Origin of the sequence: Streptosporangium sp. NPDC050855 (assembly GCF_044456585.1) — a bacterium.
Taxonomy (GTDB): Bacteria; Actinomycetota; Actinomycetes; order Streptosporangiales; family Streptosporangiaceae; genus Streptosporangium; species Streptosporangium longisporum.
The window spans coordinates 96,585-119,603 of record NZ_JBITFY010000016.1; the positions used below are offsets into that span (position 1 = coordinate 96,585).

23 protein-coding genes are annotated in these 23,019 nt (G+C 72.9%); 11 read left to right on the forward strand and 12 right to left on the reverse strand.

Annotated elements, in window-relative coordinates:
* Positions 1-3 precede the first annotated feature (3 nt).
* Positions 4-777: a MerR family transcriptional regulator gene (locus tag ACIBCT_RS28835; RefSeq protein ID WP_399193796.1), complete on the reverse strand. Its 774-nt coding sequence runs from the start codon at positions 775-777 to the stop codon at positions 4-6.
* Between the two features lie 571 nt (positions 778-1,348).
* Positions 1,349-2,536: an esterase-like activity of phytase family protein gene (locus ACIBCT_RS28840; protein ID WP_399193798.1), complete on the reverse strand. Its 1,188-nt coding sequence runs from the start codon at positions 2,534-2,536 to the stop codon at positions 1,349-1,351.
* A 380-nt stretch (positions 2,537-2,916) separates the two neighbouring features.
* On the opposite strand from ACIBCT_RS28840, the gene ACIBCT_RS28845 reads away from it, so the two are divergent.
* The 5 genes from ACIBCT_RS28845 to ACIBCT_RS28865 all read left to right on the forward strand — a co-directional run bounded on the left by ACIBCT_RS28845 (position 2,917) and on the right by ACIBCT_RS28865 (position 8,402).
* Positions 2,917-3,159 carry a hypothetical protein gene (locus tag ACIBCT_RS28845; protein WP_399193801.1) on the forward strand — a complete coding sequence of 81 codons (243 nt, stop codon included), beginning with the start codon at positions 2,917-2,919 and terminating at the stop codon, positions 3,157-3,159.
* 204 nt (positions 3,160-3,363) lie between these two features.
* Positions 3,364-4,371: a glycosyltransferase family 4 protein gene (locus tag ACIBCT_RS28850; RefSeq protein ID WP_399193803.1), complete on the forward strand. Its 1,008-nt coding sequence runs from the start codon at positions 3,364-3,366 to the stop codon at positions 4,369-4,371.
* A 187-nt stretch (positions 4,372-4,558) separates the two neighbouring features.
* Positions 4,559-5,698, forward strand: coding sequence for a glycosyltransferase (locus ACIBCT_RS28855; RefSeq protein ID WP_399193805.1), 1,140 nt, complete (start codon positions 4,559-4,561; stop codon positions 5,696-5,698).
* Positions 5,695-6,921 (forward strand): glycosyltransferase, encoded by a 1,227-nt coding sequence (locus ACIBCT_RS28860; RefSeq protein WP_399193807.1) that lies wholly within the window; start codon positions 5,695-5,697, stop codon positions 6,919-6,921. Before ACIBCT_RS28855 ends, ACIBCT_RS28860 begins: the two co-directional genes overlap by 4 nt.
* Positions 6,922-7,745: 824 nt before the next feature.
* A complete protein-coding gene (locus ACIBCT_RS28865) occupies positions 7,746-8,402 on the forward strand; it encodes a hypothetical protein (protein WP_399194040.1) in 657 nt (218 codons plus the stop codon).
* Between the two features lie 83 nt (positions 8,403-8,485).
* Here ACIBCT_RS28865 and ACIBCT_RS28870 read toward each other — a convergent pair whose 3' ends face one another.
* From ACIBCT_RS28870 to ACIBCT_RS28885, 4 genes are all read right to left on the reverse strand, one after another.
* Entirely contained in the window at positions 8,486-9,505 is a 1,020-nt protein-coding gene (locus ACIBCT_RS28870; protein ID WP_399193809.1) for a YihY/virulence factor BrkB family protein, read from the reverse strand.
* Between the two features lie 118 nt (positions 9,506-9,623).
* On the reverse strand, positions 9,624-10,334 hold the full coding sequence (locus ACIBCT_RS28875; RefSeq protein WP_399193811.1) for a DUF3618 domain-containing protein: 711 nt from the start codon (positions 10,332-10,334) through the stop codon (positions 9,624-9,626).
* Complete coding sequence (locus ACIBCT_RS28880; protein WP_344899474.1) at positions 10,310-10,711, reverse strand: phage holin family protein; 402 nt, start codon at positions 10,709-10,711, stop codon at positions 10,310-10,312. Before ACIBCT_RS28880 ends, ACIBCT_RS28875 begins: the two co-directional genes overlap by 25 nt.
* On the reverse strand, positions 10,708-11,430 hold the full coding sequence (locus ACIBCT_RS28885; protein WP_399193813.1) for a hypothetical protein: 723 nt from the start codon (positions 11,428-11,430) through the stop codon (positions 10,708-10,710). Before ACIBCT_RS28885 ends, ACIBCT_RS28880 begins: the two co-directional genes overlap by 4 nt.
* Positions 11,431-11,822: 392 nt before the next feature.
* Between ACIBCT_RS28885 and ACIBCT_RS28890 the strand changes: the two genes are divergently transcribed.
* A complete protein-coding gene (locus ACIBCT_RS28890) occupies positions 11,823-12,404 on the forward strand; it encodes a hemerythrin domain-containing protein (protein ID WP_399193815.1) in 582 nt (193 codons plus the stop codon).
* A 91-nt stretch (positions 12,405-12,495) separates the two neighbouring features.
* Positions 12,496-12,738 (forward strand): CDGSH iron-sulfur domain-containing protein, encoded by a 243-nt coding sequence (locus ACIBCT_RS28895; RefSeq protein WP_399193817.1) that lies wholly within the window; start codon positions 12,496-12,498, stop codon positions 12,736-12,738.
* A gap of 156 nt (positions 12,739-12,894) precedes the next feature.
* On the opposite strand, the gene ACIBCT_RS28900 is transcribed toward ACIBCT_RS28895, so the two are convergent.
* Positions 12,895-14,166: an iron-containing redox enzyme family protein gene (locus ACIBCT_RS28900; RefSeq protein ID WP_399193819.1), complete on the reverse strand. Its 1,272-nt coding sequence runs from the start codon at positions 14,164-14,166 to the stop codon at positions 12,895-12,897.
* A 442-nt stretch (positions 14,167-14,608) separates the two neighbouring features.
* Between ACIBCT_RS28900 and ACIBCT_RS28905 the strand changes: the two genes are divergently transcribed.
* Complete coding sequence (locus tag ACIBCT_RS28905) at positions 14,609-15,064, forward strand: hypothetical protein (RefSeq protein ID WP_399193821.1); 456 nt, start codon at positions 14,609-14,611, stop codon at positions 15,062-15,064.
* A 153-nt stretch (positions 15,065-15,217) separates the two neighbouring features.
* Positions 15,218-15,769 carry a MarR family winged helix-turn-helix transcriptional regulator gene (locus ACIBCT_RS28910; RefSeq protein ID WP_399193823.1) on the forward strand — a complete coding sequence of 184 codons (552 nt, stop codon included), beginning with the start codon at positions 15,218-15,220 and terminating at the stop codon, positions 15,767-15,769.
* A gap of 167 nt (positions 15,770-15,936) precedes the next feature.
* On the opposite strand, the gene ACIBCT_RS28915 is transcribed toward ACIBCT_RS28910, so the two are convergent.
* From ACIBCT_RS28915 to ACIBCT_RS28930, 4 genes are all read right to left on the reverse strand, one after another.
* Positions 15,937-16,338: an STAS domain-containing protein gene (locus ACIBCT_RS28915; RefSeq protein ID WP_344899488.1), complete on the reverse strand. Its 402-nt coding sequence runs from the start codon at positions 16,336-16,338 to the stop codon at positions 15,937-15,939.
* Positions 16,338-17,984, reverse strand: coding sequence for a PP2C family protein-serine/threonine phosphatase (locus ACIBCT_RS28920; protein WP_399193825.1), 1,647 nt, complete (start codon positions 17,982-17,984; stop codon positions 16,338-16,340). The genes ACIBCT_RS28915 and ACIBCT_RS28920 overlap by 1 nt, the downstream gene beginning before the upstream one ends.
* A 198-nt stretch (positions 17,985-18,182) precedes the next feature.
* The gene (locus ACIBCT_RS28925) at positions 18,183-19,127 is read right to left on the reverse strand and encodes an anti-sigma factor RsbA family regulatory protein (RefSeq protein WP_399193827.1); all 945 of its coding nucleotides are present in this window, start codon (positions 19,125-19,127) and stop codon (positions 18,183-18,185) included.
* On the reverse strand, positions 19,124-19,498 hold the full coding sequence (locus ACIBCT_RS28930) for an STAS domain-containing protein (RefSeq protein WP_399193829.1): 375 nt from the start codon (positions 19,496-19,498) through the stop codon (positions 19,124-19,126). Before ACIBCT_RS28930 ends, ACIBCT_RS28925 begins: the two co-directional genes overlap by 4 nt.
* A 147-nt stretch (positions 19,499-19,645) precedes the next feature.
* Between ACIBCT_RS28930 and ACIBCT_RS28935 the strand changes: the two genes are divergently transcribed.
* The gene (locus ACIBCT_RS28935) at positions 19,646-20,647 is read left to right on the forward strand and encodes an NAD-dependent epimerase/dehydratase family protein (protein WP_399193831.1); all 1,002 of its coding nucleotides are present in this window, start codon (positions 19,646-19,648) and stop codon (positions 20,645-20,647) included.
* Between the two features lie 120 nt (positions 20,648-20,767).
* Here the strand turns inward: ACIBCT_RS28935 and glyA are convergent, their stop codons facing one another.
* A complete protein-coding gene (gene glyA, locus ACIBCT_RS28940; protein ID WP_399193833.1) occupies positions 20,768-22,105 on the reverse strand; it encodes a serine hydroxymethyltransferase in 1,338 nt (445 codons plus the stop codon).
* A gap of 289 nt (positions 22,106-22,394) precedes the next feature.
* Here glyA and ACIBCT_RS28945 point away from each other — a divergent pair, with 289 nt between their 5' ends.
* Complete coding sequence (locus ACIBCT_RS28945; protein WP_399193835.1) at positions 22,395-23,003, forward strand: TetR/AcrR family transcriptional regulator; 609 nt, start codon at positions 22,395-22,397, stop codon at positions 23,001-23,003.
* The last annotated feature ends 16 nt before the right edge of the window (positions 23,004-23,019 follow it).

The following is a 23,019-nucleotide window of genomic DNA, read 5'->3' on the forward strand; positions in this document are numbered from 1 at the left end:
GGTTCACCCCTCGCCCTCCAGTTTGATCATCAGGTGGGTGACCAGCCGGTCCGGCGGTGTGGTCGCGGGGTCGGAGACGTACACCTCGCGCAGCGGGCCGACGGGGGTGTGCCCGCGCTCTCCCGCCCAGGCGAGCAGCGCGTGCCCGGTGAGGGAGATCTGGTCGTACGGCCCCACGTGGGTGGCCGAGGCGTACGAGCCGCCCGGCAGGACGTCCGGGGACGTGCCGGGGACGTCCCGGGACGTCTCGGCCGCGACGGTCACCGGGACCTCCTGCGTGAGGTCGAGCGGGAACAGCCCGATCAGCAGCCCCTCGGGCGGGCCCACGGCCGCCATCAGCCGGGCCATGCACGCCGAGGTGACGGCGCCGATCTCCTCCGGTGCCGCGACGTCCCGCACCACGGCCACGCGCCGGGCCGGCTCGTGGACGACGGTCACCTCCGGGCGGGGCATGCCGTCGGAGAGGATGCGCTGCAGCGCGGCGACGTTGCGCTCGCGGCGTGCCAGGTCGGCCCGCATCCGGTCGCGTACCCCGTCCAGCACGCCGGTCTCGCCGTCCAGCACCCGCGCGATGGACCGCAGGGGCACGTCCAGGGAGCGGAGCATGGCGATCAGCATCGCGGCACGTGCCTGCCGTGGCAGGTAGTAGCGGTATCCGGTGTCCGGATCGACCCGGTCCGGGGCCAGCAGGCCCAGCTCGTCGTAGTGCCGCAACTGCTTGACGCTGAGCCGGCACAGCCGGGCGAACCGCCCGATCGGCAGGTGTCCCTCGTTCACGTCACCAGCATGGACGTTCCCACGGCGGGAGGGGCCGGCCGGGCCTGCAGGTCTCGCCGGCCCACCGCGGGGTACTCCTCCCTCCGAGGGTCGCCACGGCTCCTGAAATGACCGGAATTCGTCCATTCATTACGGCTCGGGGATCCGCCCCAGGTCGTCTGAGACGCCCATTCGTATCGGTCGTACCTTATTCGGATTCGATGAGGCGTTTCCCTCCGGAGTAATACGCGCGACGAATCCCCCCGGCAGGGGGACGACCCGATTGGCCGGTGATGGCCGCCATGTAATCACCGTCCGGGGCCTCGCGGCGCGGACGCCGCCCCGTGAGATGACGACCCTGCCGCCGGGACCGTCCCCGGGTGGCTCGTGACAGGCGGTTGATCGCGCGTCCGGCGCGCCCGGGACCTGAATGCCAGGTCCCGGACGCGCCGAATCGTTCAGAAGGCGGATCGTGCCGGAGGCGGATCGTTCTCAGGACCGACCGTTCCGGTGCCGGACGGTCGTGAGACCGGGTCGACTCACAGCCGGGTCGCCTCGACCCCGGACGGCCTCAGAGCCGGATCACGGCCCCTCAGCAGCCCCGCGCGGCGAAGGCCAGGAACTGGTTGGCCTCCCGCCGGTCGAAGTTGTCGTCGGCGCCGACCACCAGCGTGCACTCGCCGGTGCGCAGGCGCGGGCCCCAGGCCAGGCTCTCCAGGTTCTGCACGGGCGTCCGTACCGTGCTGAGGTCGGAGACCAGGCGCTTGACCACCGGACGGTACGGGCGCCCGCCGACCAGGCTGTCCCTGTTCAGCACGTTCGTGGCACCGCCCAGGTCGACCTCGTACAGCTTGGCCCGGTAACCGACGCCCTCGATCCAGGAACGCTCCAGGGCGAGGTAGCGGCGGTCGTCGATGGCCAGGATCTCCGACACGCCGCTGTCGGACTTGCCGTTCGCCGGGATCGGCGCCGCGGGCAGCGGGTCGATCGGGTAGGCGTACTGCGCGCGCGGCCGGCCGTCACGGCTCCACACGGTGATGCGGGCCGCGGCTCCGCGCCGGGCGGTGGGCACCGGGCCGTCCTCGTGGCGCGGCCCCTCGGTGACCGCGACGACGGAGTGCTCGGTGGTGGTCAGGCCCTCGAACCCGAAGTTCCGGCGGGGTCCGCTGGCGGTGGCGGTCATCTTCAGGTTGCCGGGCATCGACAGGTCGCCGAGGTGGCGGCCCCTGCGGTCGGTCCAGCGGACGAACAGGTCGGAGACGGGGATGTCGGGGTTGGCCTCGTCCGGCCGGTCGCCCTCCTGGGCCCAGATCAGGCGGCGGCTCCACCGGTCGAAGCGGATCGTCTCGGGGTCGGCGGAGCGGGGCCGGCCGTAGGCGGGGTAGGCGCTCCCGCCCTGGCGGCGCAGGGTGGTGACCCCGGTGAGGTTCACCCCGGTGAACGCCCCGGTGGCGCGGTCGATGGCCAGGCGGCCGGTGTAGAAACGGGCCGGGTTGTAGCGCCACCGGTCGTCGGAGATGAAGTACCAGGTGTCGGTACGCGGGTCGCGGTCGATCCCGGACAGGCCGCCGACGGTGGTCCCGGAGAGCCGCAGCTTGTGCGGCAGGCGCTGCTCCCCGAGGAAGCGGGTGATCCGGAGCTCCCTGGCGGGTGCCGCCGCGGTCGTCGTCTCCGTGGAAGCGGCCGTCGCGGCCGTCGACGACTGCGTACCGACGGCCGCGAAGCCGACCGTCGTCATGAGCGCGACGGCGATCGCCGTCATTCTGCGCGAATTGGCCATATGACTTTCCTCATCCCAGAAAACATCCCCGGAGGGCTGGCTGGAATATGAGACCGCGAACCACGGGAAACATCCACCGGAATCGGTGTTCGGAATGGCGTTGTCCACTTAATGCCACGCGTAGCCGAGAGTTTTTTGTGATTTTTCATCATTGAATCGGCGATCGCGACAATGGCCTTCAAAGCCGGTCGGCACGGACAGCCGGGGCGAGACCGCGCGGGACGGCCGCCCCGCGTCAGGGACGCGCGACGGGGAGCGTGTGGCGGGGAGCGTGCGACGGGGGGCGTGTGGCGGGGTTTCCGGCCTCCGGGCGGGCGGGGGGTACTCTCGGAAGGGACGCCGACAACTCCGCCGGGTCTACTCCACTTGGACGGCGAATCATGGCGGACACCGAACCCGTATGCGAGCTGCACCTGCGGATCGCCGGGCAGCCCCACGACCTGATGCTGCGCGTGCACGGCCACCGGCCCACCGAGGACGAGGTGGCGGGCTGGATGCGGGACGGCGCGGTGACCCGGCTCCAGGTCACCGAGACGGCCGGCCGCGCTCCCCACACCATGCTGGTGAACTTCGGCAGCGTGGTCTTCGCCTGGCTCCGCCCCTACCAGTCCGGCCAGAGGTGAGTTCTCGGCGTGTCCTCATCGGCTCGGCCGGGGTGGATCCTCGACGTGTCCTCGCCGTCCCGGCCGGGAAAAGGATCGTCGACGCGTTCTCAACGGCCCGACGAGAAGCTAGAACCCGGCATGTACGCCGGCCGAGCCAGGGAGTGAACACGTGACATCGCAGGAAGGTCGCGGTCATCCGCTTCCGGGCGGGGCGGGCGCCCCGTGAAGGTGGCCCTGCTCGGCCCGGTCGCCTGGCGCACGCCGCCCCGGCACTACGGGCCCTGGGAGCTGGTCACCGGGCTCCTCGCCGAGGGGCTGGTCGCCAGGGGCGTCGACGTGACGCTCTTCGCCACCCTGGACTCGATCACCGCGGGTTCGCTCGACGGGGTCTGCCCGGCCGGTTACGCCGAGGACCCGTCGATGGACGGGCGGGTCTGGGAGGCCATGCACGTCGCGCACGCGCTGGGCCGCTCCGGCGAGTTCGACCTCGTGCACAACCACCTCGACTGGCTGCCGCTGGCCTTCGCCGGGCACTGCCGCGCCCCGATGGTCACCACCGTCCACGGCTTCTCCGGGGCGGGGATCCTGCCCGCCTACGCGCGTGCCCGGTCGGCGTACGTCTCCATCTCCGACTCCGACCGCTCCGACGAGCTGGACTACGTCGCCACCGTCTACCACGGCGTGGACCTGGGCCTGCTGCCGTTCGATCCGCACGGCGGTCCCGGCCTGGTCGTCTTCGGCCGCGTCCATCCCGACAAGGGCACCGCCACCGCGATCGAGATCGCCCGGCGGGCCGGGCTGCCGCTGACCGTCTGCGGGATCGTCCAGGACCGGCGGTACTTCGACGAGGAGGTCGCCCCGCACGTCGACGGCGAGCGGGTCAGGTTCCTCGGCTCGGTCGGCCCCGAGCGGCGGGCGGAGATCCTGGGCGGCAGCCTGGCGCTGCTGCACCCCATCGCGTTCGACGAGCCCTTCGGCCTGTCGGTGGTCGAGTCGATGGCCTGCGGCACCCCGGTCATCGCCTACCGGCGCGGGTCCATGCCGGAGGTGGTGGACCCCGGGATCACCGGCCTGCTGGTCGGCACGGTCGAGGAGGCGGTCTCCGCGGTGGCGCGCGCCGGCGCGATCGACCGGGCGGATTGCCGCGCCCAGGCCGAACGCAGGTTCGGCGTTGACCGGATGGTGAACGACTATTTACAGGTATATCGCAGCATGCTGGGCCGTAAATAGGGCATTGATACTGTCGAAGTGACGCAGAGCCTGCCATTGGATGTGGGATCGCGGAAAGCCGGCCCCGACGAGGACGGCCCCGGCACCAGGCTTCGAACTCCATCCGTCATCACGCCGGCCGATGGACGTCTCCACCGCGTGAGGCCGCATCCGCACCCGGAGCGGCCGATGACCGGAGGTATGACAGTTGGTCCGCACATACGGCTTTCTCAGCACCCATCCGCCCACCCAGTGTGGGCTGGCGACCTTCAACTCCGCGCTGGCCGCCCACCTCGGTGAGGGCGGGACCCGCGGCGGGATCGTCCGGGTCGTCACCGACTCCGACGACGCGCGTCCCGCGCGCGGGGTCGTGCACACCTGGACGCCCGGCGAGAGGGAGGGCTGGCGGGCGGCGACCTCGGCCCTGGAACGGTTCGACGTCGCGGTCGTCCAGCACGAGTACGGCATCTACCCGGGCGCGGACGGCCAGGACGTCCTGCCGCTGCTGCGCGCCCTGTCCGTGCCCAGCATCGTGGTCCTGCACACCGTGCTGACCCGCCCCACCCCCCGGCAGCGGAGCCTGCTGGAGGAGATCGTGGACGCCGCGGGCGCGGTGGTGACCATGACCGGCACCGCCCGCGACCGATTGTTCGGCGGTTACCGGGTGGACGCGCGCAAGGTCTCGGTCATCCCGCACGGGGCCGCCGAGCACATGCACGTCCTGGCCGTGCGGCAGCCGCGCCCGCGCCTGCTCACCTGGGGGCTGATCGGCCCGGGCAAGGGCATCGAGTGGGCGTTGCGGGCGCTGTCCCTGCTGGGCGACCTCTCGCCCTCCCCGACGTACACGGTGGCGGGCAAGACCCATCCCAAGGTGCTGGAGCAGTACGGCGAGTCCTACCGCGACGGGCTGGAGCGGCTGGGCGAGCGGCTGGGCGTGGCCGACGACGTGCACTACGACCCGATCTACCGCGACCAGACCACGCTGATCCGGCTGATCCGCTCGGCCGACGTGGTCGTGCTGCCGTACGACTCGCAGGAGCAGGTCACCTCCGGGGTGCTCATCGAGGCGGTGGCGGCCGGCGTGCCGATCGTCGCCACGTCCTTCCCGCACGCGGTGGAGCTGCTCACCGACGGGCCCGGCCTGCTCGTGCCGCACGAGGACCCGGTGGCGCTCGCCGCCGCGGTGCGCCGGATCCTGACCGAGCCTGGCCTGGCCGACGAGCTCAGGAACCGTGCCCGCGTGGTGGCCCCGACCCTGCTGTGGCCGGCCGTGGCGGCCCGCTACGAGAACCTCGCCCGGAGCCTTCTGTCCGAGCGACCGGCCGCCGCGGCGGTGGCGCTGCCGTGACCCCGGCTCCCCCCGTGCCCCCCGGCTCCTCCGAGGCCCCCCTCGCCCCGGACCCCGCCGGGTGTTCCACCGCGCCCGCCGCCGTACCGTCCGGCCCGGACTTCCGGCACCTGGTACGGCTGAGCGACGACACCGGGCTGTTCGAGCACGCCCGGCACGCCGTCGCCCGCCGCCAGCACGGCTACTGCACCGACGACGTCGCCCGCGGGCTCGTCGTCGCCTCCCGCGAGCCCTCGCCGTCCCCGGAGGTGCACCGGCTCGCCGAGCGCTACCTGGCCTTCCTCACCCACGCGCAGGACGACTCCGGCGCGTTCCGCAACCGGCTCTCCTACGACCGGCGCTGGAGCGACGAGCCCGGTCTCGGCGACTGGTGGGGGCGGGCGCTGTGGGGCCTGGGGACCGCGGCGGTCCGCGACCCGGCCCGGTGGATCCGCGAGGAGGCCATGATGGCCTTCACCCTCGGCGCGACCAGGAGGTCCCCGCACCCGCGGGCCATGGTGTTCGCCGGGCTGGGCGCGGCGGAGGTGCTGCGCGCCCACCCGGACAGCGCCCCGGCCGCGGCCCTGCTGTCGGACGCCGCCCTCGCGGTCGGCCCGCCCCCTGACGATCCGGACTGGCCGTGGCCGCAGCCGGAGCTGACCTACGCCAACGCGGCCCTGGCCGAGGTGCTCATCAGTGCCGGTCACCTCGGGGGTGACGGCCGTACGCTCGCCGCGGGCCTGCGGATGCTGGCCTGGCTCGGCGAGGTGCAGACCACGGGCGGCCGGTTCTCGGTGGTCCCGGTGAGCGGGTGGCGCAGGGGCGGTCCCCGGGACCGCTACGACCAGCAGCCGATCGAGCCGGCCGCGCTCGCCGACGCCTTCGCCGTCGCGGAGGCCGTCACCGGCGACCCCGTCTGGCGGGCGGGGGTGTGGCGGGCCGTGGCGTGGTTCCGGGGCGTCAACGACGGTGGCGCGGTGATGTGGGACGCCGCGACCGGTGGTGGCCACGACGGCCTGACCCCGTACGGCCCCAACCTGAACCAGGGTGCGGAGTCGACCATCGCGTTCATCTCCACGATGCAGCACGCCGAGCGGCTGCGCGCGGCCGGGCACTCCCCGGAGGCCGGGCTGCCGCGACAGGGCGGGCGGCCCCGGCACGGCGATGCCGTACCGGGCGAGGGTGCGCGGCAGGACGCGCGGCGGGCCGGCGGGCCGCCTCTCGGACGGGCCGAGACGCCGTGACCGTCCGGGACCTGGCCACCCGGCTCGGCCCGACCCTGGCACCGGACCCGCGCAGGGTGGTCGTCAAGCTGTTCGTCCCGGGTGAGGACGCCGCCCTGGTGCGCAGCCGGGCCGCGGCCCTGATCGACCGGGTCGCGCTGCTGGGGCCGGACGAGACCGCCGCGCTGCTCCGGGAGACGCTGCGGCGGTTCGGCGACCGGCACGGCGACCTGGAGGCGACCTTCCTGCACCACTACGACATGGTCCGCCACCGCGTCCCGGGCCATGTCGAGCTGGGGCCGGACACCCGCCTGCTCGTCGGGGCCTACTTCAGCCACGAGTACGCCGTGGAGGGCGCCGCCCTGTGCAACCCCTCGATGGTGGCCCACCCCGACCAGTCCGGCCTGCTCCCCGGGCAGCTGCGCACGGTGATCAGCACGCGGCAGATCGGCGAGGGCCACCTGTCGTCCATCGGTTTCGCCACGGTGCTGCTGGGCCCGGGGGCGGAGCTGGCCGTCACCGACCGGTCGGGGCCGCTGACCCTCGGCCCCCGGCGCGGCACCCTGCACCGGCGGGACCTGCTGGCCGCGGCGCTCGCCGACGAGGACCGCGACAACGAGGTCTCCGCGACCGTCCTGGGCTCCCTGCCGGACCTGTTCGGCGACGACGAGTTCGAACGGGCCGTGGCGCGGCTCCCGGCCGACCTGCTGGCCCGTACCACCACGCACGCGACCCTGGAGGAGATGCGCCGGTCGACCGCCTCGGACTACGCGGTGACCTTCCCCGAACAGGTCCCCGTCGAGCGGCGGGTGCTCTGGCCCGCCAGCTCCGCCGAGAGCAACGGGATGGAGGACGCCCGTTTCGTGCGGGTCGTCGAGGAGGACGGCACGGTCTCGTACCGGGCCACCTACACCGCCTACGACGGGCGGCACATCCGCTCGCAGCTGCTGTCCAGCGACGACCTGCGCAGCTTCGAGGTGACCCCGCTGCGCGGGCCCGGCGCGGCCAACAAGGGGATGGCGCTGTTCCCCCGCCGGGTGGGCGGGCAGCGGCTGGCGCTCTGCCGTTCCGACGGCGAGACCATCGGCCTGACCTCGCTCGACGAGCGGAGCAGGTGGCGGCGGCCGATCCCGCTGCACTCCCCCCGCCAGAGCTGGGAGCTGATCCAGGTGGGCAACTGCGGCTCCCCGCTGGAGACCGCGGCCGGCTGGCTGGTCCTGACCCACGGGGTCGGCCCGATGCGCCGCTACGCCATCGGCGCGCTCCTGCTCGACCTGGACGAGCCGCACCGCGTCGTCGCCGAGCTCCCGGGCACGCTGCTCACCCCGGAGGAGACCGAGCGCGACGGGTACGTGCCCAACGTCGTGTACTCCTGTGGCGGCCTGCTGCACGCGGACGCCCTGTGGTTGCCGTACGGGGCGAGCGACGCCCGGATCGGGTTCGCCCACGTGCCCCTGGACGACCTACTGGGCGCGATGCGGCCGCTGCCGGGCGAGCACTAGAACGGCCCGGCCTCCTTGGGAGGCCGGGCCTTCGGGCCGTCGGACCGTCGAGCCGGGCCGGTCGTGCGGCCGGCCCGGCCGGGTCAGCCCTTGATGTCGCGGACCTGCTCGCGCTCCTCGTCGTCGAACTTGCGGGTGTCGCGGGGCTCGACGTAGGGCTCCTGCCGCTCGGACTGGCCGGCCTCGATGGCCCGGCCGCGGGCGAGCTCGGCGTCGAACTCCACGCCCAGCAGCACCGCCACGTTGGAGATCCACAGCCAGATCAGGAAGACGATGACGCCGGACAGGGCCGCGTAGGTCTTGTTGTAGGCGCCGAAGTTGGCCACGTAGAAGGCGAACGCGGCCGAGGCGACGATCCAGAGCACCACGGCCAGGGCACTGCCGGGGGTGAGCCAGCGGAAGCCCGGGTGGCGGACGTTGGGCGCGGCCCAGTACAGCAGCGCGAGGGTGGCCATCACGATGAGGACCAGGACGGGCCACTTGGCGATGTTCCAGACGGTCAGCGCCGTCTCGCCGACCCCCAGGACCTTCCCGGCCTGGTCGGCGAGGCCGCCGGTGAACACGACCGCCACCGAGCCGACCGCCATCAGGATCACCAGGACGGTGGTGATGGCCAGCCGCAGCGGCAGGGTCTTCCAGACGGGCCTGCCCTCGGGCATCTCGTACATGACGTTGGCGGCGCGCATGAAGGCGCCGACGTACCCCGAGGCGGACCAGAGCGCCACGGCGATACCGATGATGGTGCTGATGCCGGCCGCGCGCGGGCTGCTCTGCAGGCCCTGCAGCACGGTGTCGAGGGTCTGCTTGGCGGGACCGGGGGCGATGGCGCCGAGATTGTCGACGAGCGACTGGGTGGCCGACTGCCCGAACAGGCCGAGCAGCGAGACCACGGCCAGCAGCGCCGGGAAGATGGACAGCACCGCGTAGTAGGTCAGGGCGGCGGCCCAGTCGGTCAGGTTGTCCTGCTGGAACTCCTTGACGGTGCGTTTGAACACCGCCCACCACGATTCCTTGGGCATCTCGGTGGGCTTGTCGGGAGCCGCCTGGTCGTCCGCCGCGCGACCGGAGCCGGTGACCGGGCGTCCGGTGTCCTGACCTGACATGGGGGTTGCACCGCCTCTGTCGGAGGCCGCCGCCCTCTGCGGTGAGGACGGCGGCGCTCGGATCTTCTGATGAATCCGCCGGACGGGCCGGGGCCCGTCATCGGCTACCGGTCACCGGTTACTGGTGACCGTTGCCCGGACGGGCGTGGTCGGCCACCTGCTGGGCCTGCTCCCGGGCGTGCTCACCGGTGGCCTGGGCGGCTCCGGTGGCGCTCTCCTTGACCTGCTGGACGGCCTCCTGGGCCACTTCCTTGGCCTCCTGGCCGAGCGACTGGGCCGACTCCTGCACCGCCTGCTTGACGGGCTCGATCACACCCTCGGCCTGCTCCATGATCTGCCCGGCCGCGCGCTCCTCGGCCGCGGTCCGCGGGATCAGGGTCGCCGCCAGCAGCCCGGCGCCGAAAGCGATCACTCCGGCGGCCAGCGGGTTGCCCTGGGTGCTCCGCATCGCCTGCTGAGGCGCGTTCTGGACCACCTCGGCCGCCTGCTGGGCACCCTGCTTGACGGTCTCGGCGGTGCTGGAGGCCGCGTCACGGACGGTGCCCACGGTGCCGGAGGCGGCGTCACGGACGGTCTCCGCGGTGCCGGTGGCGGCGTCGCGCACCCCGGCCGCCGCGTACGACGCCTGGTTGCCGACCTTGTGGACGGCGTACGTCGGCGTGCCCATGACGCGCTCGCGCACCGTCTGGATGCGCCGGCGCACGGTGTCGGTACGGCGGCGGACGATCCGCTTCGGGCTCGTCCGGTCGGCGAGACGCTCCACGTCCGCTGCCAGCTCGGCGCGGGTGGCGTCGATCTCTGCCCTTATTTCGTCAGGTCCCGTGCCCATTGGGCATCCTCCTTGAGCGTTTCAACGGTACGTTCCGGCTTGGGCTGCACCTCGCGAAGCCGGGCGCGCCCGGTCGTGTACAGCACCGCTCCCACCACCGCCCAGATGACGGCGACGATCAACGCGGCCCATCCCAGATCCATGACATTGCCCAGGCCGAACACGACGGCCAGCGTCAGCAGCAGGGCGACCATGTAGCCGGCGAATCCGGCTCCCCCCAGCAGGCCCGCCGCCTTGCCGGCCTTGCCGGCCTCCTCGCGGAGTTCGGCCTTGGCCAGCTGCAGTTCCTGGCGGACCAGCCTCGACAGGTCCTCCCCGATCTCCCCGACCAGTTGTCCCAGTGACGGCTCACTCGGCTCAGGGCCGGGATAGCTCATCGGATCTCACCACCCAGACCGGTGTTCGGCGGGGTGCTGCCGGGGCCGCCGAAACCCTCGCGGGTCGTCGTCGGCTCGGTGCCGTACGGGTCCACCGAAGGCCGGACGACCGGCTCGGTCAGCGGCTGCGCCGACACCGGCGGCGTGGTCGGGTAGGGAGTGCTCGGCGTGGTGGGGTAGGCCGGCGGCGTGTAGGACGTGCCCGTCCCCGTCCCGGCTCCGGTCGCGGAGGAGCCGGACGCGGCTCCGCCCGAGGCCTTGGCGGCCCTGCCGATCAGGAAGCCGGCGGCGACGGCGCCGAGCAGGAACGCTCCCGGACGACGGCGCGCGAAGGTCTGGACCTCCTCCACCGCCCCGGCCAGCCCGTGCTGGTCGAGGTAGTCGGCCGCGCGCCGTCCCTGGTCGGCGACCTGCTGGACCACTCCGGACACCGGTGAGTCGGGCTTGGCGCTCTCGCCCATCGCGGCCAGGTCGTCGGCCCACTGGCGGATGCCCTGGGCGGCGCGCTGGCTCTGCTGGTGCGCCTGGTCACCGACGCGGCCCTTCAGCTGCTGGACCACCTGGCGAGCCTGCTGCTTGGCCTCCCCGGCGACCGCCTGCGTCTGCCCCTTGGCGGTCTGGGCGACCTCCCCGACGGCGGACTTGGCGTGCTGAGCCGTGCTCGGGGAGTCCTGGCCATAGCCTGGGCGCTCCCCCGCCCCGGTCGGAAATTCACTCATCGATGCCCTCCAAAGGTTGTGCATCTCGACTGAGTCTCCGGTTACCCTCCTGGCCCCTTCCCATTCATCAGACTTCTGAAATTCACGGAAAGATCTATATGCCGCATAAGGTTTTTACCATCTGAGCTGCTGTTGGACGGCCGGATGATTTTTTCGATCTCCCGGCACGAGACGGACCGGACCGGGAGGGAGGACGTCCAAGGTCAGGGGCTCGTACAGGCACATTGATCGCAAACGAGTCCCGTCGAACGCCATATTTGGGATAAATGTTAAGAATGTATTTTGCTGAGACGCCTACCCCGCCTCGGCGCGCTTATTCACGCCCCATCGGGAGCCGTCGTGGTTTCGCGGCGCGAGCAGGGGTAATCGACCGGAGAGCCGAAGGGGGCCCCATGAGTGACCGCCGGATCGCACCCGAGCTGATGGGTGAGAACGACGTCGTGGATCTGCTGGTGCGCCAGCACGGGATGATCGGGGAGCTGTTCGACGAGGTGGAGGGGAGCACCGGCGAGGGCGGGCGGGCGGAGGCCTTCCAGCGGCTCGTACGGCTGCTGGCCGTGCACGAGACCGCCGAGGAGGAGATCGTCCACCCCTACGTGCGCCTGCTGCTCGACGACGGCGACGAGGTGGTGGACGGCCGCCTGGCCGAGGAACGGGAGGCGAAGCGGCTCCTGGCCGGCCTGGAGGACCTGGGCCCGGAGCACCCGGACTTCCCCGCGGGGCTGCGGGCGCTCCGGACGGCGGTGCTGACCCATGCCCGCGCGGAGGAGGAGCACGAGTTCCCCCGGCTGCGCGCGCGCACGAGCGTGGCCGAGCGACGGGCCCTGGCCGCGGGGGTGAAGGCCGCCGAGGCGGTGGCGCCCACCCACCCGCACCCGGGGAACGAGTCGGCGCTCGGGAACCTGCTGCTGGGAGGCCCGGTGGCGATCGTGGACCGGACCCGCGACGTGATCCGCCAGGCCATGGGCCGGTAGTGCGTACGGGCCACGATCACCGTTCGCGTTTCTCCGCGACATCAGCGGGCAGTCTTCTCTAATGCCGCATAAAGGGGACAATTCGGTCACAGTGACCACGTGTGAGGACGGCCCCCTGCTGGTTCGGGGGCCCTTCGAGCTGCTCACCCAGGACGGCCGGACCATCGACCCCGGCAGGGCGACGGTGGCGCTGTGCCGCTGCGGCCGGTCCGCCGCCAAGCCCTTCTGTGACGGCTCGCACAAGGCGATCGGCTTCCGCGCGCCGGGCGAGCCCGACCCTCCTCAGGACGGACCGGACCGGACCGGGAACGGAGCGGGCCCGGACGCCCCGTGACGGGAACTCGATGACTCGGTGACGGGAACGGCCTGGATCGCCGGGCGCCCCCCGGTGGACCGGCGGGGGGAGACGACCGGTGGCGGGGGACGGCCGGGGTCGCCGGGCGTCCCCGGTGGATCGGCGGGGGGGCGGCCGGGGACCGGACGGCGGCCGTCACGGCCCGATCGTGGCGCCCGCCTCCCGCAGTGACGAGACGCCCCGGCGCCAGCTCCCCATCACGTGCTCGGCGAAGAGCCGGTCCAGGGTCAGGCCGCAGGCCGCCCCGTACAGGACGTCACCGGCGCGCGAGGGGTGCTGCGCGACGAACCCCCCGCACATGTCGTGCGCGGCGACCTGCTCGTGCACGGCGTCGGCCTGCACGTGCTCGTCGTAGAAGCGCGAGGTCTCCTCGTCGCCGCCCAGCCGCCGCACCCCCCGGGAGTAGCACCCGTTGGGGATCGAGGAGGTCATCTCGAACGCCGCCAGCTGGCCGAGCAGCGCGCCGAGGTGACGGCGGTGCAGGCCGAACAGCGACATCGCGTTGGAGATCGCGAGCGTGATCGCGGGCACCCGGCCGAGGTAGGCGCCGTAGGAGTCGTCCATGCCCAGGCCGCGCATGGTGGTCCTGAACAGCTCGGAGTGCATCCGCCCGGGACGCCCGCCGCCGTACTCGTCCATCTGGATCTCCACCAGGGCGGCCTTGGAACGGCCGCGCAGGCGGGGGATCCCCCAGGTGTGCGGGTCGGCCTCCTTCAGGTGGTAGATCGACCGGTGCGCGACGAACTCGCGGAACTGGGCCAGGTCGGCCTGGCGCTGGAGGAACACCGACAGGTCGGGCCCCTCGGCGGCGGCCACCAGCTCGACCAGGGCCCGGCGCGTGTCCCCGGGCCGCGGCGCGGGCGGGCAGGACACGGCCCGCGCCAGCCCCTCCTCGAACCGCGTCTCCAGGATCTCCCGCACCTCCAGCAGGGAGGGGTTCCACTCCCACCGCTCGTCCACCCCCCGGAAGCCCTGGTAGTGCAGCTCGTAGCAGACGAAGAGCGCCAGCTGCACGTCCTCGTCCGCCAGGACCGGGCCCGCGAAGCGCGCCGGGAACGACATCAGCGGGAGCGAGAACAGGCCGAAACGGTGCGGGGGGCGTACCAGCCGCTCGAACAGGAGCGTGGTGATCGGCCCCCGCGCGGCGGGCAGCTCCGGGGCCCGGATCTGCGGCGAGGGGCCGGCGGGATCGGTCCCGGCGGGCGCCGTCCCTCCCGGGACGGCCGGGGAGCGCGGGGCCTTGGACGGGCCCGCCGCCGCCCGGGGATCGGGCGTCCCGGGAAGCCTGGACAGCTCGGACAGCTCGGACAGCTCGGACAGCTCGGAGAACCCGGAAGGACCGGGTCCCGGGGCGGCGGGGCCGGGCCCCGGCGCGAGCGTGTCCGCACCCCGGGACGGATCGTTCACCGTGACGCCGTCACCGCGGACGCCGGCGGCGCCCCGCCCGCGGCGATCGGAAGCGTCGAACCCATGTGTCATGCGTCCCCCCGTCGGATGCCCCCAGACCGGTGCGATGCCCGTAGCCGTGTCCCCGAAACGCTTCCAAGATCGCGCTTTACCCCCGCTGAACTGCATAAATAACGGAATATGGTGAGGCGGCGTCGGCCGTCGGCGGCACCCCGGCCGGCCGGGGTGCCGGGGCGACGGAGCGGGAGAGCCGATCGGAGGGGCCGATTCGGGGAGGAGTGCCCGATCGAGGGAAGAAGATCGGTCCGCGGACGGGGGGACGGTCCGGAATCGGGGGATGAACCCGGATCTCGGGAAGGACGGAGAACGGGAAACCGCGGTGCCCCGGCGCGTGGAGCGGGGGAAGCGGCGGGGTTCCGGCACGGGAAGGTACGGTCAGCTCATGTCCGAGCACAGCATGCCGCACGACCTCGCCGCCTGGGCGTGCCCCCACGGGCAGGACGCTCGCCGGGGTTGCACGACCTGCTACGAGGAGTCGAACGACGCCGACCAGTCCCAGCCCTCCTGGGAGGTCGCCGCGTGGTTCACTACCTCCAGGCCGATCCCCATCAGGACCCTCCAGGACGCGCACCATCACGGCCGCTACTTCGCCCTCGACCAGCCGTCCACGCCGCTGGTCTACCTGCTGACCGGTCACGCGCGGGCCGGGGGCAGCGTGCAGGCGATCGCGGGCGTGGTGGGCTTCCTGCTGCACAACCGGCACGTGGTGGCCGACTTCACCGTGACCGAGACCCGCGCCACCCGCCGCTCGCCCGCCACCCCCAGCGCGCCCAAGGCCACCCGCCAGACCGACACCTGGCTCCAGGACCAGCGCCGCCCGGACGGCCGTACGCGCTGAGCCGGGCGACCGGGCGGGTGACAGGGGGCGGGTGACAGGGGCGGCGCGCGTCCCTAAACTCGACAACGCCATTGTCGGAGCCGCGAGCAGGAGGTGCCCGTGTCCAGCGACCCTCCCGGCTCCGCGGGCTCCACGGGCCCTTCGGGGTTCCCCGTGGCTTCGAGCTCCGCGCGTCCTTCCAGCTCCGCGGTGTCCTCGGGCTCCGCGGCTCCCCCCGTCGCGCCGGCCCCCCCGGGCTCCGCGAGCTCCGCGGGCTTCGAGCTCCCGCTCCGGCTCTTCCTCGGCTTCCGGATCCTCATCGACGAGCTCCACGCCGAGCTCGCCCGCCGGGGACACCCCGACCTGCGGCCCATGCACGGCTTCGTGATGCAGGCGATCGGCTCGCGGGGCACCACCGCGGTGGAGCTCGGCCGCCGGTTGGGCGTCTCCAAGCAGGCCGCGGGCAAGACGGTCGACACCCTGGAGCGGCTGGGCTACGTCGAACGCGCCCACGACCCCGACGACGCCCGGCGCAAGATCGTGCGGCTCACCGGGCGGGGGGTGGACAGCCTCGTCCTGTCGGCGCGGATCTTCGACGACCTGCGCGCCGGATGGGCGAGGACGCTGGGCGAGGACCGCCTGCGCGCCCTGGAGGCCGATCTGCGGGCCGTGACGCCCCTGGACGTCTTCCGGCTGGACGTCCCCGGCTGGTTCGGCGGCTACTGACCGCCGTCACCGGTCCAGCGGCCCGGGACGGCCGCTCGGCACCACAGCGCGGAACGGCGGCTCGAACCAGCCGCGCGAACCGATCGCTCGAACCGGCAGCGCGAACCCGGCCGCTCAGGTCGACCGCGCAAACCGACCGCCCGAACCAGGCCACTCGAACCGGCCGCTCAGGCCGACCGCTCGGGCCGGTCCCCCTGCTCGGCCGTCCGCCGGGCGTCCAGGGCCTCGCGCAGCGTGGGAAAGGCCCGGATGCGCATCGTCAGGCCGGTGATCCACAGGATGCGCGTCGCGCCGCGTTCGGTGGCGACCAGGCTCAGCTCGCCCCCCTCCTCCAGGGAACGCTTCCAGCACAGGACGATCAGGCCGGTCGCCCGGGAGTCGAGGAGGTCGAGCCCGGTGAGGTCCAGGATCAGGTCCGGCCCGAACCGGTCGAAGGCGCGGTCCATGAACTCGACGACGAGTTCGTGGATGGAGAAGTCGAGGCTGCCGCCGATCACTACGACCCCGATCCCCTCCTCGGCGGTCGCCCCCAGCTCGGCGGCGGTGGTCTTCAGGTGGAGTTCCGTCATCACCCCTCCCCCCGGGCGGGCGCGACGACCTGGACGACCAGGACGCAGGTGTCGTCGGTGTCGCTGCTCGGCACCATGGCCTCCATGACCGCCTGCAGCCGGTCGTCGCCGTGGTGCGAGCGCAGCACCTCGGCCACGGTCGCGCTCACCAGGTCCAGCCCCTCGTACAGGTCCCGGCCGCGTTTCTCGATCAGCCCGTCGGTGAACATCACCAGCAGGTCGTCCTGGCGCAGCCGTACGGAGCCGTAGGTGTAGGAGGCGTCGTCGAAGACGCCGAGCAGTACCCCGGGGTGCAGCAGGCGCTCCACCCGCCCGCCCCTGGCCAGCAGCATCGGCGGATGCCCCGCGTGGGTCCAGCGCAGCATCCGGTCGGCCGGGGTGTAGCGGGCCACGATCGCGGTGGCCAGCACGTCCGGCCGGAGCTTGCAGAGCATGCGGTTGAGCGTGGCGAGGATGCGCGCGGGATCGTGGTGGGCGAAGGCCAGGCCGGTGATGGCGTGGCGCAGCTTGGCCATCGCGGAGGCCGCGGCCAGCCCGTGCCCGGCCACGTCCCCGACGGCCAGCAGCACGTCCCCGTCGTCCAGCTCGATGGCCTGGTACCAGTCGCCGCCCAGCCACGCCTCCTTCTCGGCGGGGGCGTAGCGCGCGGACACCCGCAGGCCGGGAAGGCTCCGGGGCTTCTCCTCGACCGGCATGATGACGTTCTGCAGGCTGACCGAGAGGCGGTTCTCCTCCTCCAGCCTGCGGTTGGCGACGGCGAGGTCGTCGGCGGCCCGGCGCCAGGAGGTGATGTCCTGGACGACCGCGTGGATCTCCAGCGACGTGCCCTGCGCGTCCCGGACGGCCTCGGCGAAGATCCGGACGTGCCGGACGCCCGGCCCGTCCTCCCCCTCGGCGGGCAGGACGCGGATCTCGAACTCCTGGGACTCGCCGGTCTCGGCCAGCGCGGCCAGGGCCCGTTCCAGGACGGCCCGGTCCTCGGCGACGGTGGCGGCGGCGTACTGCTCCAGCGTGAGGGGGCCCTCGGCCGGGTCGCGGCCGTGCATCTCGTACACCCTCGGCGACCAGGTGATCTCCCCGCTCGTCAGGTTCCAGTGCGCCCAGCCCAGGTTGCCGAGCTGCTCGGTGCGTTCCAGGCGGGCGGCCAGGCGCCGTTCGCCGTCGTGGCTGACCCAGGTGTTGAGCAGGCCGCCGGCCACGCGGGCGGAGCGCACGCCGTACCAGGAGCGGTGCGGGACGCCGTCCGCGTCCTCGACGTGCTCGTACAGGTCGACGCGTCCGGGCTCGCCGGTCTCCATCACCCTGAGGTAGGTCTCCCACAGCTCGGTGCCGTGGACGGACGGGTAGCGCTCCAGGGTGCTCGCGCCGACCAGTTCCTCGCCCTGACGGCCGTGCACGTCCCGGGCCTCCGGGCTGGCGGCCAGGATGAGGAAGTCCAGGATCGCGCCCGTCTCGTCGCGGACCGGCCTGGACCAGGTGGCCGCGCCCGGCATCACGTCGAGCATGGCCCGTACCCCGGCCGTGACGCCGGGGGAGGGGTCCTCGATCCCGGACGGGAGCGCCAGCGTGCCGATCGCGTCACCCACCGGCCCCTGGGCGGCACCCCGCAAGGGGAGCTCGTGCTCTTCGGGCAGCGGTGTGGCCAAGATGGCGTTCTCCCAGGTGTCGCTGTTGCCGGCTTCGTCGGTGTTTCCAGGTTTTCCAGGTTTCCGGTCCACCGGGAAGAGCGGGCCGAGGTCGTTCTCGTCCAGGATCGCACTCTCTCGCCCTGCCGTCCCATGCCGGGACGTTTTAAACGGGATGGAAGTACCGGGTGGAACGCGGGACCGGGCGCGAGAAGGCTGTCAGGGGACGTCGAAGTACACGCGGACGGTCGTCCTCCCCCGCTCGGTGTGGACGCGGACGAGGTCGCCGAGGAGGTTGGTGACGAGCAGGCCCCGGGAGCCCCGCTGCCGGGAGTCGGCCGGGCGCCGTCCCGCCAGGGGGTCGGCGATGTGACCGGTGTCGCTGACGTCGAAGACGATCCGGCGGTCCTCGGTCCAGATCCGCGCGACCCCGGAGCCTCCGCCGTGTTCGAGGCTGTTGGCGGCCAGCTCGCTGGCGATCAGCCTCAGGTCCTCCAGCCGCTCCCCGGCCAGGCCGATCCCGTCCGCGTACGCCACGGCGAAGGCGCGCACCCGCCACAGGTCGTCCGCGCCGAAGGCCAGGGTCTCGGCGCCGGCCGGCTCGGGCAGCGGCCCGCCGCAGTCCCGGATGACCCGCTCGGGCGCGTACCCGGTGCTGGCGCGCGTGTCCGTACCGTCGATGATGACCGGGTGGGTCTCCTCGGCGTGCCGGATGATCTCAGGGTCCAGCCCGTCGGCGTCGTACGGGCACAGGATGGTGACGTCCCGCCCGGAGAAGGCCAGGTTGATCAGCGCCTCGTGCTGCAGGCAGGCCACGTACTCGGTCGGCGAGCGGTCGGGCCAGATGGGCTCGCCGACGACGCGGACCCTGCGTCCCGGGTGCAGGTCGGTGAACGCCCACAGCACGGCGGGGATGATGCGTCCCGGGTTGCGGCCGGCCTGCTCCATGTCGACGAAGAGCACCTCGGCGTCCTGCGGCGCGACCTCGCCCAGCTCGTCCCGGATCAGCGCGAGGTTCCGCGCCGGGACGGCGACCGCGACCGGCTCGCCGGCCTTCAGCCCTTCCAGGATGAAGGGGACGGTGCCCTCCAGGTAGTCCCGGTCGCCGCGGTAGAACAGCGCGGGATGGACGAAGGGTTCCGTCTCGGCGGTCGTCACGCTCATTTGGTCTTCACTTCGATCGACACCGAATCCGATCCGATCAGGGCCAGCACGGATCTCAGGCAGTAGGGCGCGCTGTGCAGGAAGAGCCTGCCGCCACCGACGAGGGCCCGCGCGGACTGCTCCAGCAGCCAGGCTCCGCGGACGTCGATGAACGTCAGACCGGACAGGTACAGGTGGCGGTCGCCGCCTCCCGACACCAGCTCGCTCAGCGCCTCCTGCCAGAGGCGCCTGGTGGTGCGGTCGACCTCACCGCTCACCTGCAGGCCGGGCGGCGGCCCGAGCGCGTCGATCCGGAGACCACCCCCGCGGGGCGGGTCGCCGTCGTGCTCGGAGCAGGGATCGAGAGGTCCCGTCTGTGGCGAGATCGACACGCTGACCGTCCTGAAATAGACGCTTGACTCCCATAACGTACCTGCTCGTCACTCTCGGCAGGCACGCGCGGGACCGCCGGACCGGGTGGATCGCGGGCCGGAGCCGACGGGTGGGCACCGCCACCTGGGGCGGCGACAATGACGGGCATGCGAATTCTCATCGTCGGCGGTACCAGGTTCGTCGGCAGGCACATCACCGAGGCGGCGCTCGCGGCCGGCCACGAGGTCTCCCTGCTGCACCGGGGCAGGACCGGGGCGGAGCTGTTCCCGGGCGTCGAGCGCCTTACGGCCGACCGCGACGGCGACCTGTCCGTCCTGCACGGCCGGAGCTGGGACGCGACCGTCGACGTCAGCGCCTACTTCCCCGGCCAGGTCACCGCGCTGTCCGGGGCGCTGTCGACCGGCCGGTACGCCCTCGTCTCCACCACCGCGGTCTACCGGGTGCCCGTGGCGCCGGGGTTCACCGAGGACGCGCCACTGGCCGAGCTCCGCGAGCTCCGCGAGCTCCGCGAGCTCGACGGGCCGGTCCCCGAAAGCGTGACGGACGAGACGTACGGGCCGCTGAAGGTGCTCTGCGAGCGGGCCGCGGCGGACGCGTTCGGGTCCTCGACGCTGGTCGTGCGGCCCACGTACGTCATCGGCCCGCACGACCACACCGGCCGCTTCACCTACTGGGTCAACCGGATCGCCCGGGGCGGGGAGGTCCTGGCCCCCGGCGACCCGGACGACCCCATCCAGGTCGTCGACGCCCGCGACCTGGCCACCTGGATCGTCTCCATGGTCGAGGAGACGCGGCCGGGCGCCTTCCACGCGGCCACCCCCGCCCCGCCGTTCTCCTTCGGCGACCTGCTGGAGACGATCGCGGCCGAGGTCGCGCCCCCCGGCACCACCCTGACCTGGGCGGGGCAGGACTTCCTGCTCGCCGAGGGCGAGACCGGCCGGTCGCTGCCGCTGTGGTCGGAGGGGGACCCGCTCATGGCGATCAACGCCGCCGACCCCTCCGCCGCCCTCGCCGCGGGGCTCGACCCGCGCCCGCTACGGCGGTCGATCCGCGAGGTCCGCGAGGCGGAGTCGTCCTTCTCCACCCCGGGGGCCGTCGACGCGGGCAGGGAGGCCGAGCTGCTCTCCCGCTGGGCCGCGCGCTCCTGAGGGCCCCGCTCCCCGGCCGGAAGACCGCTCTGCGAGGCGCCGCCCGTCAGAGAGCCGCTCTCCGGACGCCGCCTCCAGGAAAGCCGCGCCGCGGGGCGCCTTTCCTGGAGGGCGGTGCCCTCAGAAGGGGTTGTCGGCGGTGAAGCGCACGCCGGAGAACCGGCTCCGCCACGCGGTGACCTCCGGCGCCACGGTGACCGGGTCGCTCCCCTCGTCCAGGCCGCGGGCGATGAACGAGGCCAGGGCGGGCATGTCCGCCTCGGTCATGCCGAGCCTGACGATCTCCGGGGTGCCCAGGCGCAGGCCGTTGACGTCCCCCTCGATGGGTTCCGTCGGCAGGCCGATGCCGCAGGCGAGCAGGTTGGCCTCGCGCAGCCGGCGGGCGGCCCGCTGCCCCCCGCCGTAGCGGTGGGCCGGGACGGCGAACTGGTGGGAGCGGGTGCACCCGCGCTCGGCGGCGAAGACCGGGACGCCGAGGGCGAGCAGCTCGTCGGCCAGGCGCCGCGCGGTCGCGGCCATCGTCCGCGCGTAGGCGGGTCCGGCCGCCTTCCAGTCGAGCATGGTCATGGCCAGCGCCGCGGTCTTGCCCGCGTCGAAGTTGGCGGTCAGCCCGGGGTAGGCGATCGCGTCGAGCCGTTCGGCCAGCTCGGCGTCGTCGGTCACGATGAGCCCGCCCGCCGGGCCGCCCAGGCTCTTGTAGGTGCTCATGGTGATCAGGTGGGCACCCTCCTCCAGCGGCCGCGGCCAGACCCCACCGGCGATCATGCCGCACAGGTGCGCGGCGTCGAAGAGCACCTTGGCGCCGACCGTGTCGGCGATCTCGCGGATCCGCGCCACCGGGTGCGGGAACAGGTTGAGGCTGCCGCCGACCGTGATCAGCGCCGGGCGTACCGTCGCGGCGAGCTCGGCCAGCGCGTCGACGTCCACCGTGTACCCGTCCGCGGTGACCGGGGCGGGGACGGTGTTCAGGCCGTACAGGCCCGCGGCGCCGGGGCCGTGGTGGGTGACGTGGCCGCCGATGCTGGCCGGCGGGGCGATGATCGTGTCCCCGGGCCTGCAGACGGCCATGAACGTGTAGAGGTTCGCGAGCGCCCCGGAGCCGACGCGGACCTCGGCGTAGGTGGCGCCGAAGACCTCGGCGGCCAGCTCGGCGGCGATGATCTCGATCTGCTCGATCGCCTCCAGGCCCATCTCGTACTTCTCCCCCGGGTGGCCCAGCGAGGGCCGCGACCCGAGACCGGCGGAGAGCAGCGCCTCGGCCCGCGGGTTCATGACGTTGGTGGCCGGGTTCAGGTTGACCGACTCGACGTCGTGGATGCGGTGGTTCTCGGCGACCAGTCGTTCGATCTCTCCCTGCACCCGGGATGGCGTCCGGTCCGTCACGGCCTTCAGGACGAACCGAACACGATCCTCGGTGACGGCGGGCACCCAGGGACGCTGGGCGAGGGTACGGGGCATCGGGTGATCTCCTGACCGGCAGGCAGACGGCTGCCGGGTGAGGCGGGGACGGTTCGTCTGCCACACGACGGTAGATCGAAGGTGACGCCCGGCGCATCGGGTGAAAGACGGGGTTTTCAATGCGCTTTTCCTACATCTGTTGCAAAAAACGGATGAAAGAAGGAACAAGGTGACACACCCGTCACACGGGTCACGGAGGCCACCGGACCGCGAGGGCCGTTCCGGGGCGGGTCCCCCGCCCGCCGAATAAGTGAGTGAGTAACTCACTCATTCGCTGTAGGGTTCCCCGGTGACCTCGATCCCGCCGCGGGCCGCGCCCCTCCCGCCGGACGAGCGGCGTGCGGCGCTCATCGCGTCCACCCTCTCGCTCGTGCTCGCCCACGGTCCCGACGTGAGCACCCGGCAGATCGCCCAGGCGGCGGGCGTCGCCGAAGGAACGATCTTCCGCGTCTTCGCCACCAAGGACGAGCTGGTGAACGCCGCCGTGTCCAGTGCCTTCGACCCCGCGCCGGTCCTCGCCGAGCTCAGGGACATCGACGGCACGGCCCCGCTGGAGGACCGGCTCGTCGCGGCGGTCGAGATCATGCAGCGCCACACCAGGCGCATCTTCCGCTTGATGAACGCGCTCGGAGCGGCGGGGGCCGCCGGGGCCGAACGCACCCACCGGCAGCGCACGGAGCACGCGGAGCTCACCCACCGGGCGATCGTGGACCTGATCGTCCCCGACCGTGACCGGCTGCGCTGCGAGCCGGCCGGCGCGGCACAGCGGCTGAAGCTGCTCACCATCGCCTCCGGCCATCCCGCGTTCGTCGGATGCGACCCGATGTCCCCGTCGGAGATCGTCTCCCTGCTGCTCGACGGAATCCGCCGGCGTCCCGACCCTGGCCCGCAGCCTTGACCTCAACAAAGGTTCA

What these genes read in the sequence shown, in the direction of transcription:
- ACIBCT_RS28880 (WP_344899474.1), bottom strand. Translation starts at nt 10,711, where the DNA reads ATGAGCTATCCCGGCCCTGAGCCGAGTGAGCCGTCACTGGGACAACTG.
- ACIBCT_RS28875 (WP_399193811.1), bottom strand. Translation starts at nt 10,334, where the DNA reads ATGGGCACGGGACCTGACGAAATAAGGGCAGAGATCGACGCCACCCGC.
- ACIBCT_RS28870 (WP_399193809.1), bottom strand. Translation starts at nt 9,505, where the DNA reads ATGTCAGGTCAGGACACCGGACGCCCGGTCACCGGCTCCGGTCGCGCG.
- glyA (WP_399193833.1), bottom strand. Translation starts at nt 22,105, where the DNA reads ATGCCCCGTACCCTCGCCCAGCGTCCCTGGGTGCCCGCCGTCACCGAG.
- ACIBCT_RS28905 (WP_399193821.1), top strand. Translation starts at nt 14,609, where the DNA reads ATGTCCGAGCACAGCATGCCGCACGACCTCGCCGCCTGGGCGTGCCCC.
- ACIBCT_RS28915 (WP_344899488.1), bottom strand. Translation starts at nt 16,338, where the DNA reads ATGACGGAACTCCACCTGAAGACCACCGCCGCCGAGCTGGGGGCGACC.
- ACIBCT_RS28845 (WP_399193801.1), top strand. Translation starts at nt 2,917, where the DNA reads ATGGCGGACACCGAACCCGTATGCGAGCTGCACCTGCGGATCGCCGGG.
- ACIBCT_RS28925 (WP_399193827.1), bottom strand. Translation starts at nt 19,127, where the DNA reads ATGAGCGTGACGACCGCCGAGACGGAACCCTTCGTCCATCCCGCGCTG.
- ACIBCT_RS28935 (WP_399193831.1), top strand. Translation starts at nt 19,646, where the DNA reads ATGCGAATTCTCATCGTCGGCGGTACCAGGTTCGTCGGCAGGCACATC.
- ACIBCT_RS28865 (WP_399194040.1), top strand. Translation starts at nt 7,746, where the DNA reads ATGGAGGACGCCCGTTTCGTGCGGGTCGTCGAGGAGGACGGCACGGTC.
- ACIBCT_RS28840 (WP_399193798.1), bottom strand. Translation starts at nt 2,536, where the DNA reads ATGGCCAATTCGCGCAGAATGACGGCGATCGCCGTCGCGCTCATGACG.
- ACIBCT_RS28885 (WP_399193813.1), bottom strand. Translation starts at nt 11,430, where the DNA reads ATGAGTGAATTTCCGACCGGGGCGGGGGAGCGCCCAGGCTATGGCCAG.
- ACIBCT_RS28890 (WP_399193815.1), top strand. Translation starts at nt 11,823, where the DNA reads ATGAGTGACCGCCGGATCGCACCCGAGCTGATGGGTGAGAACGACGTC.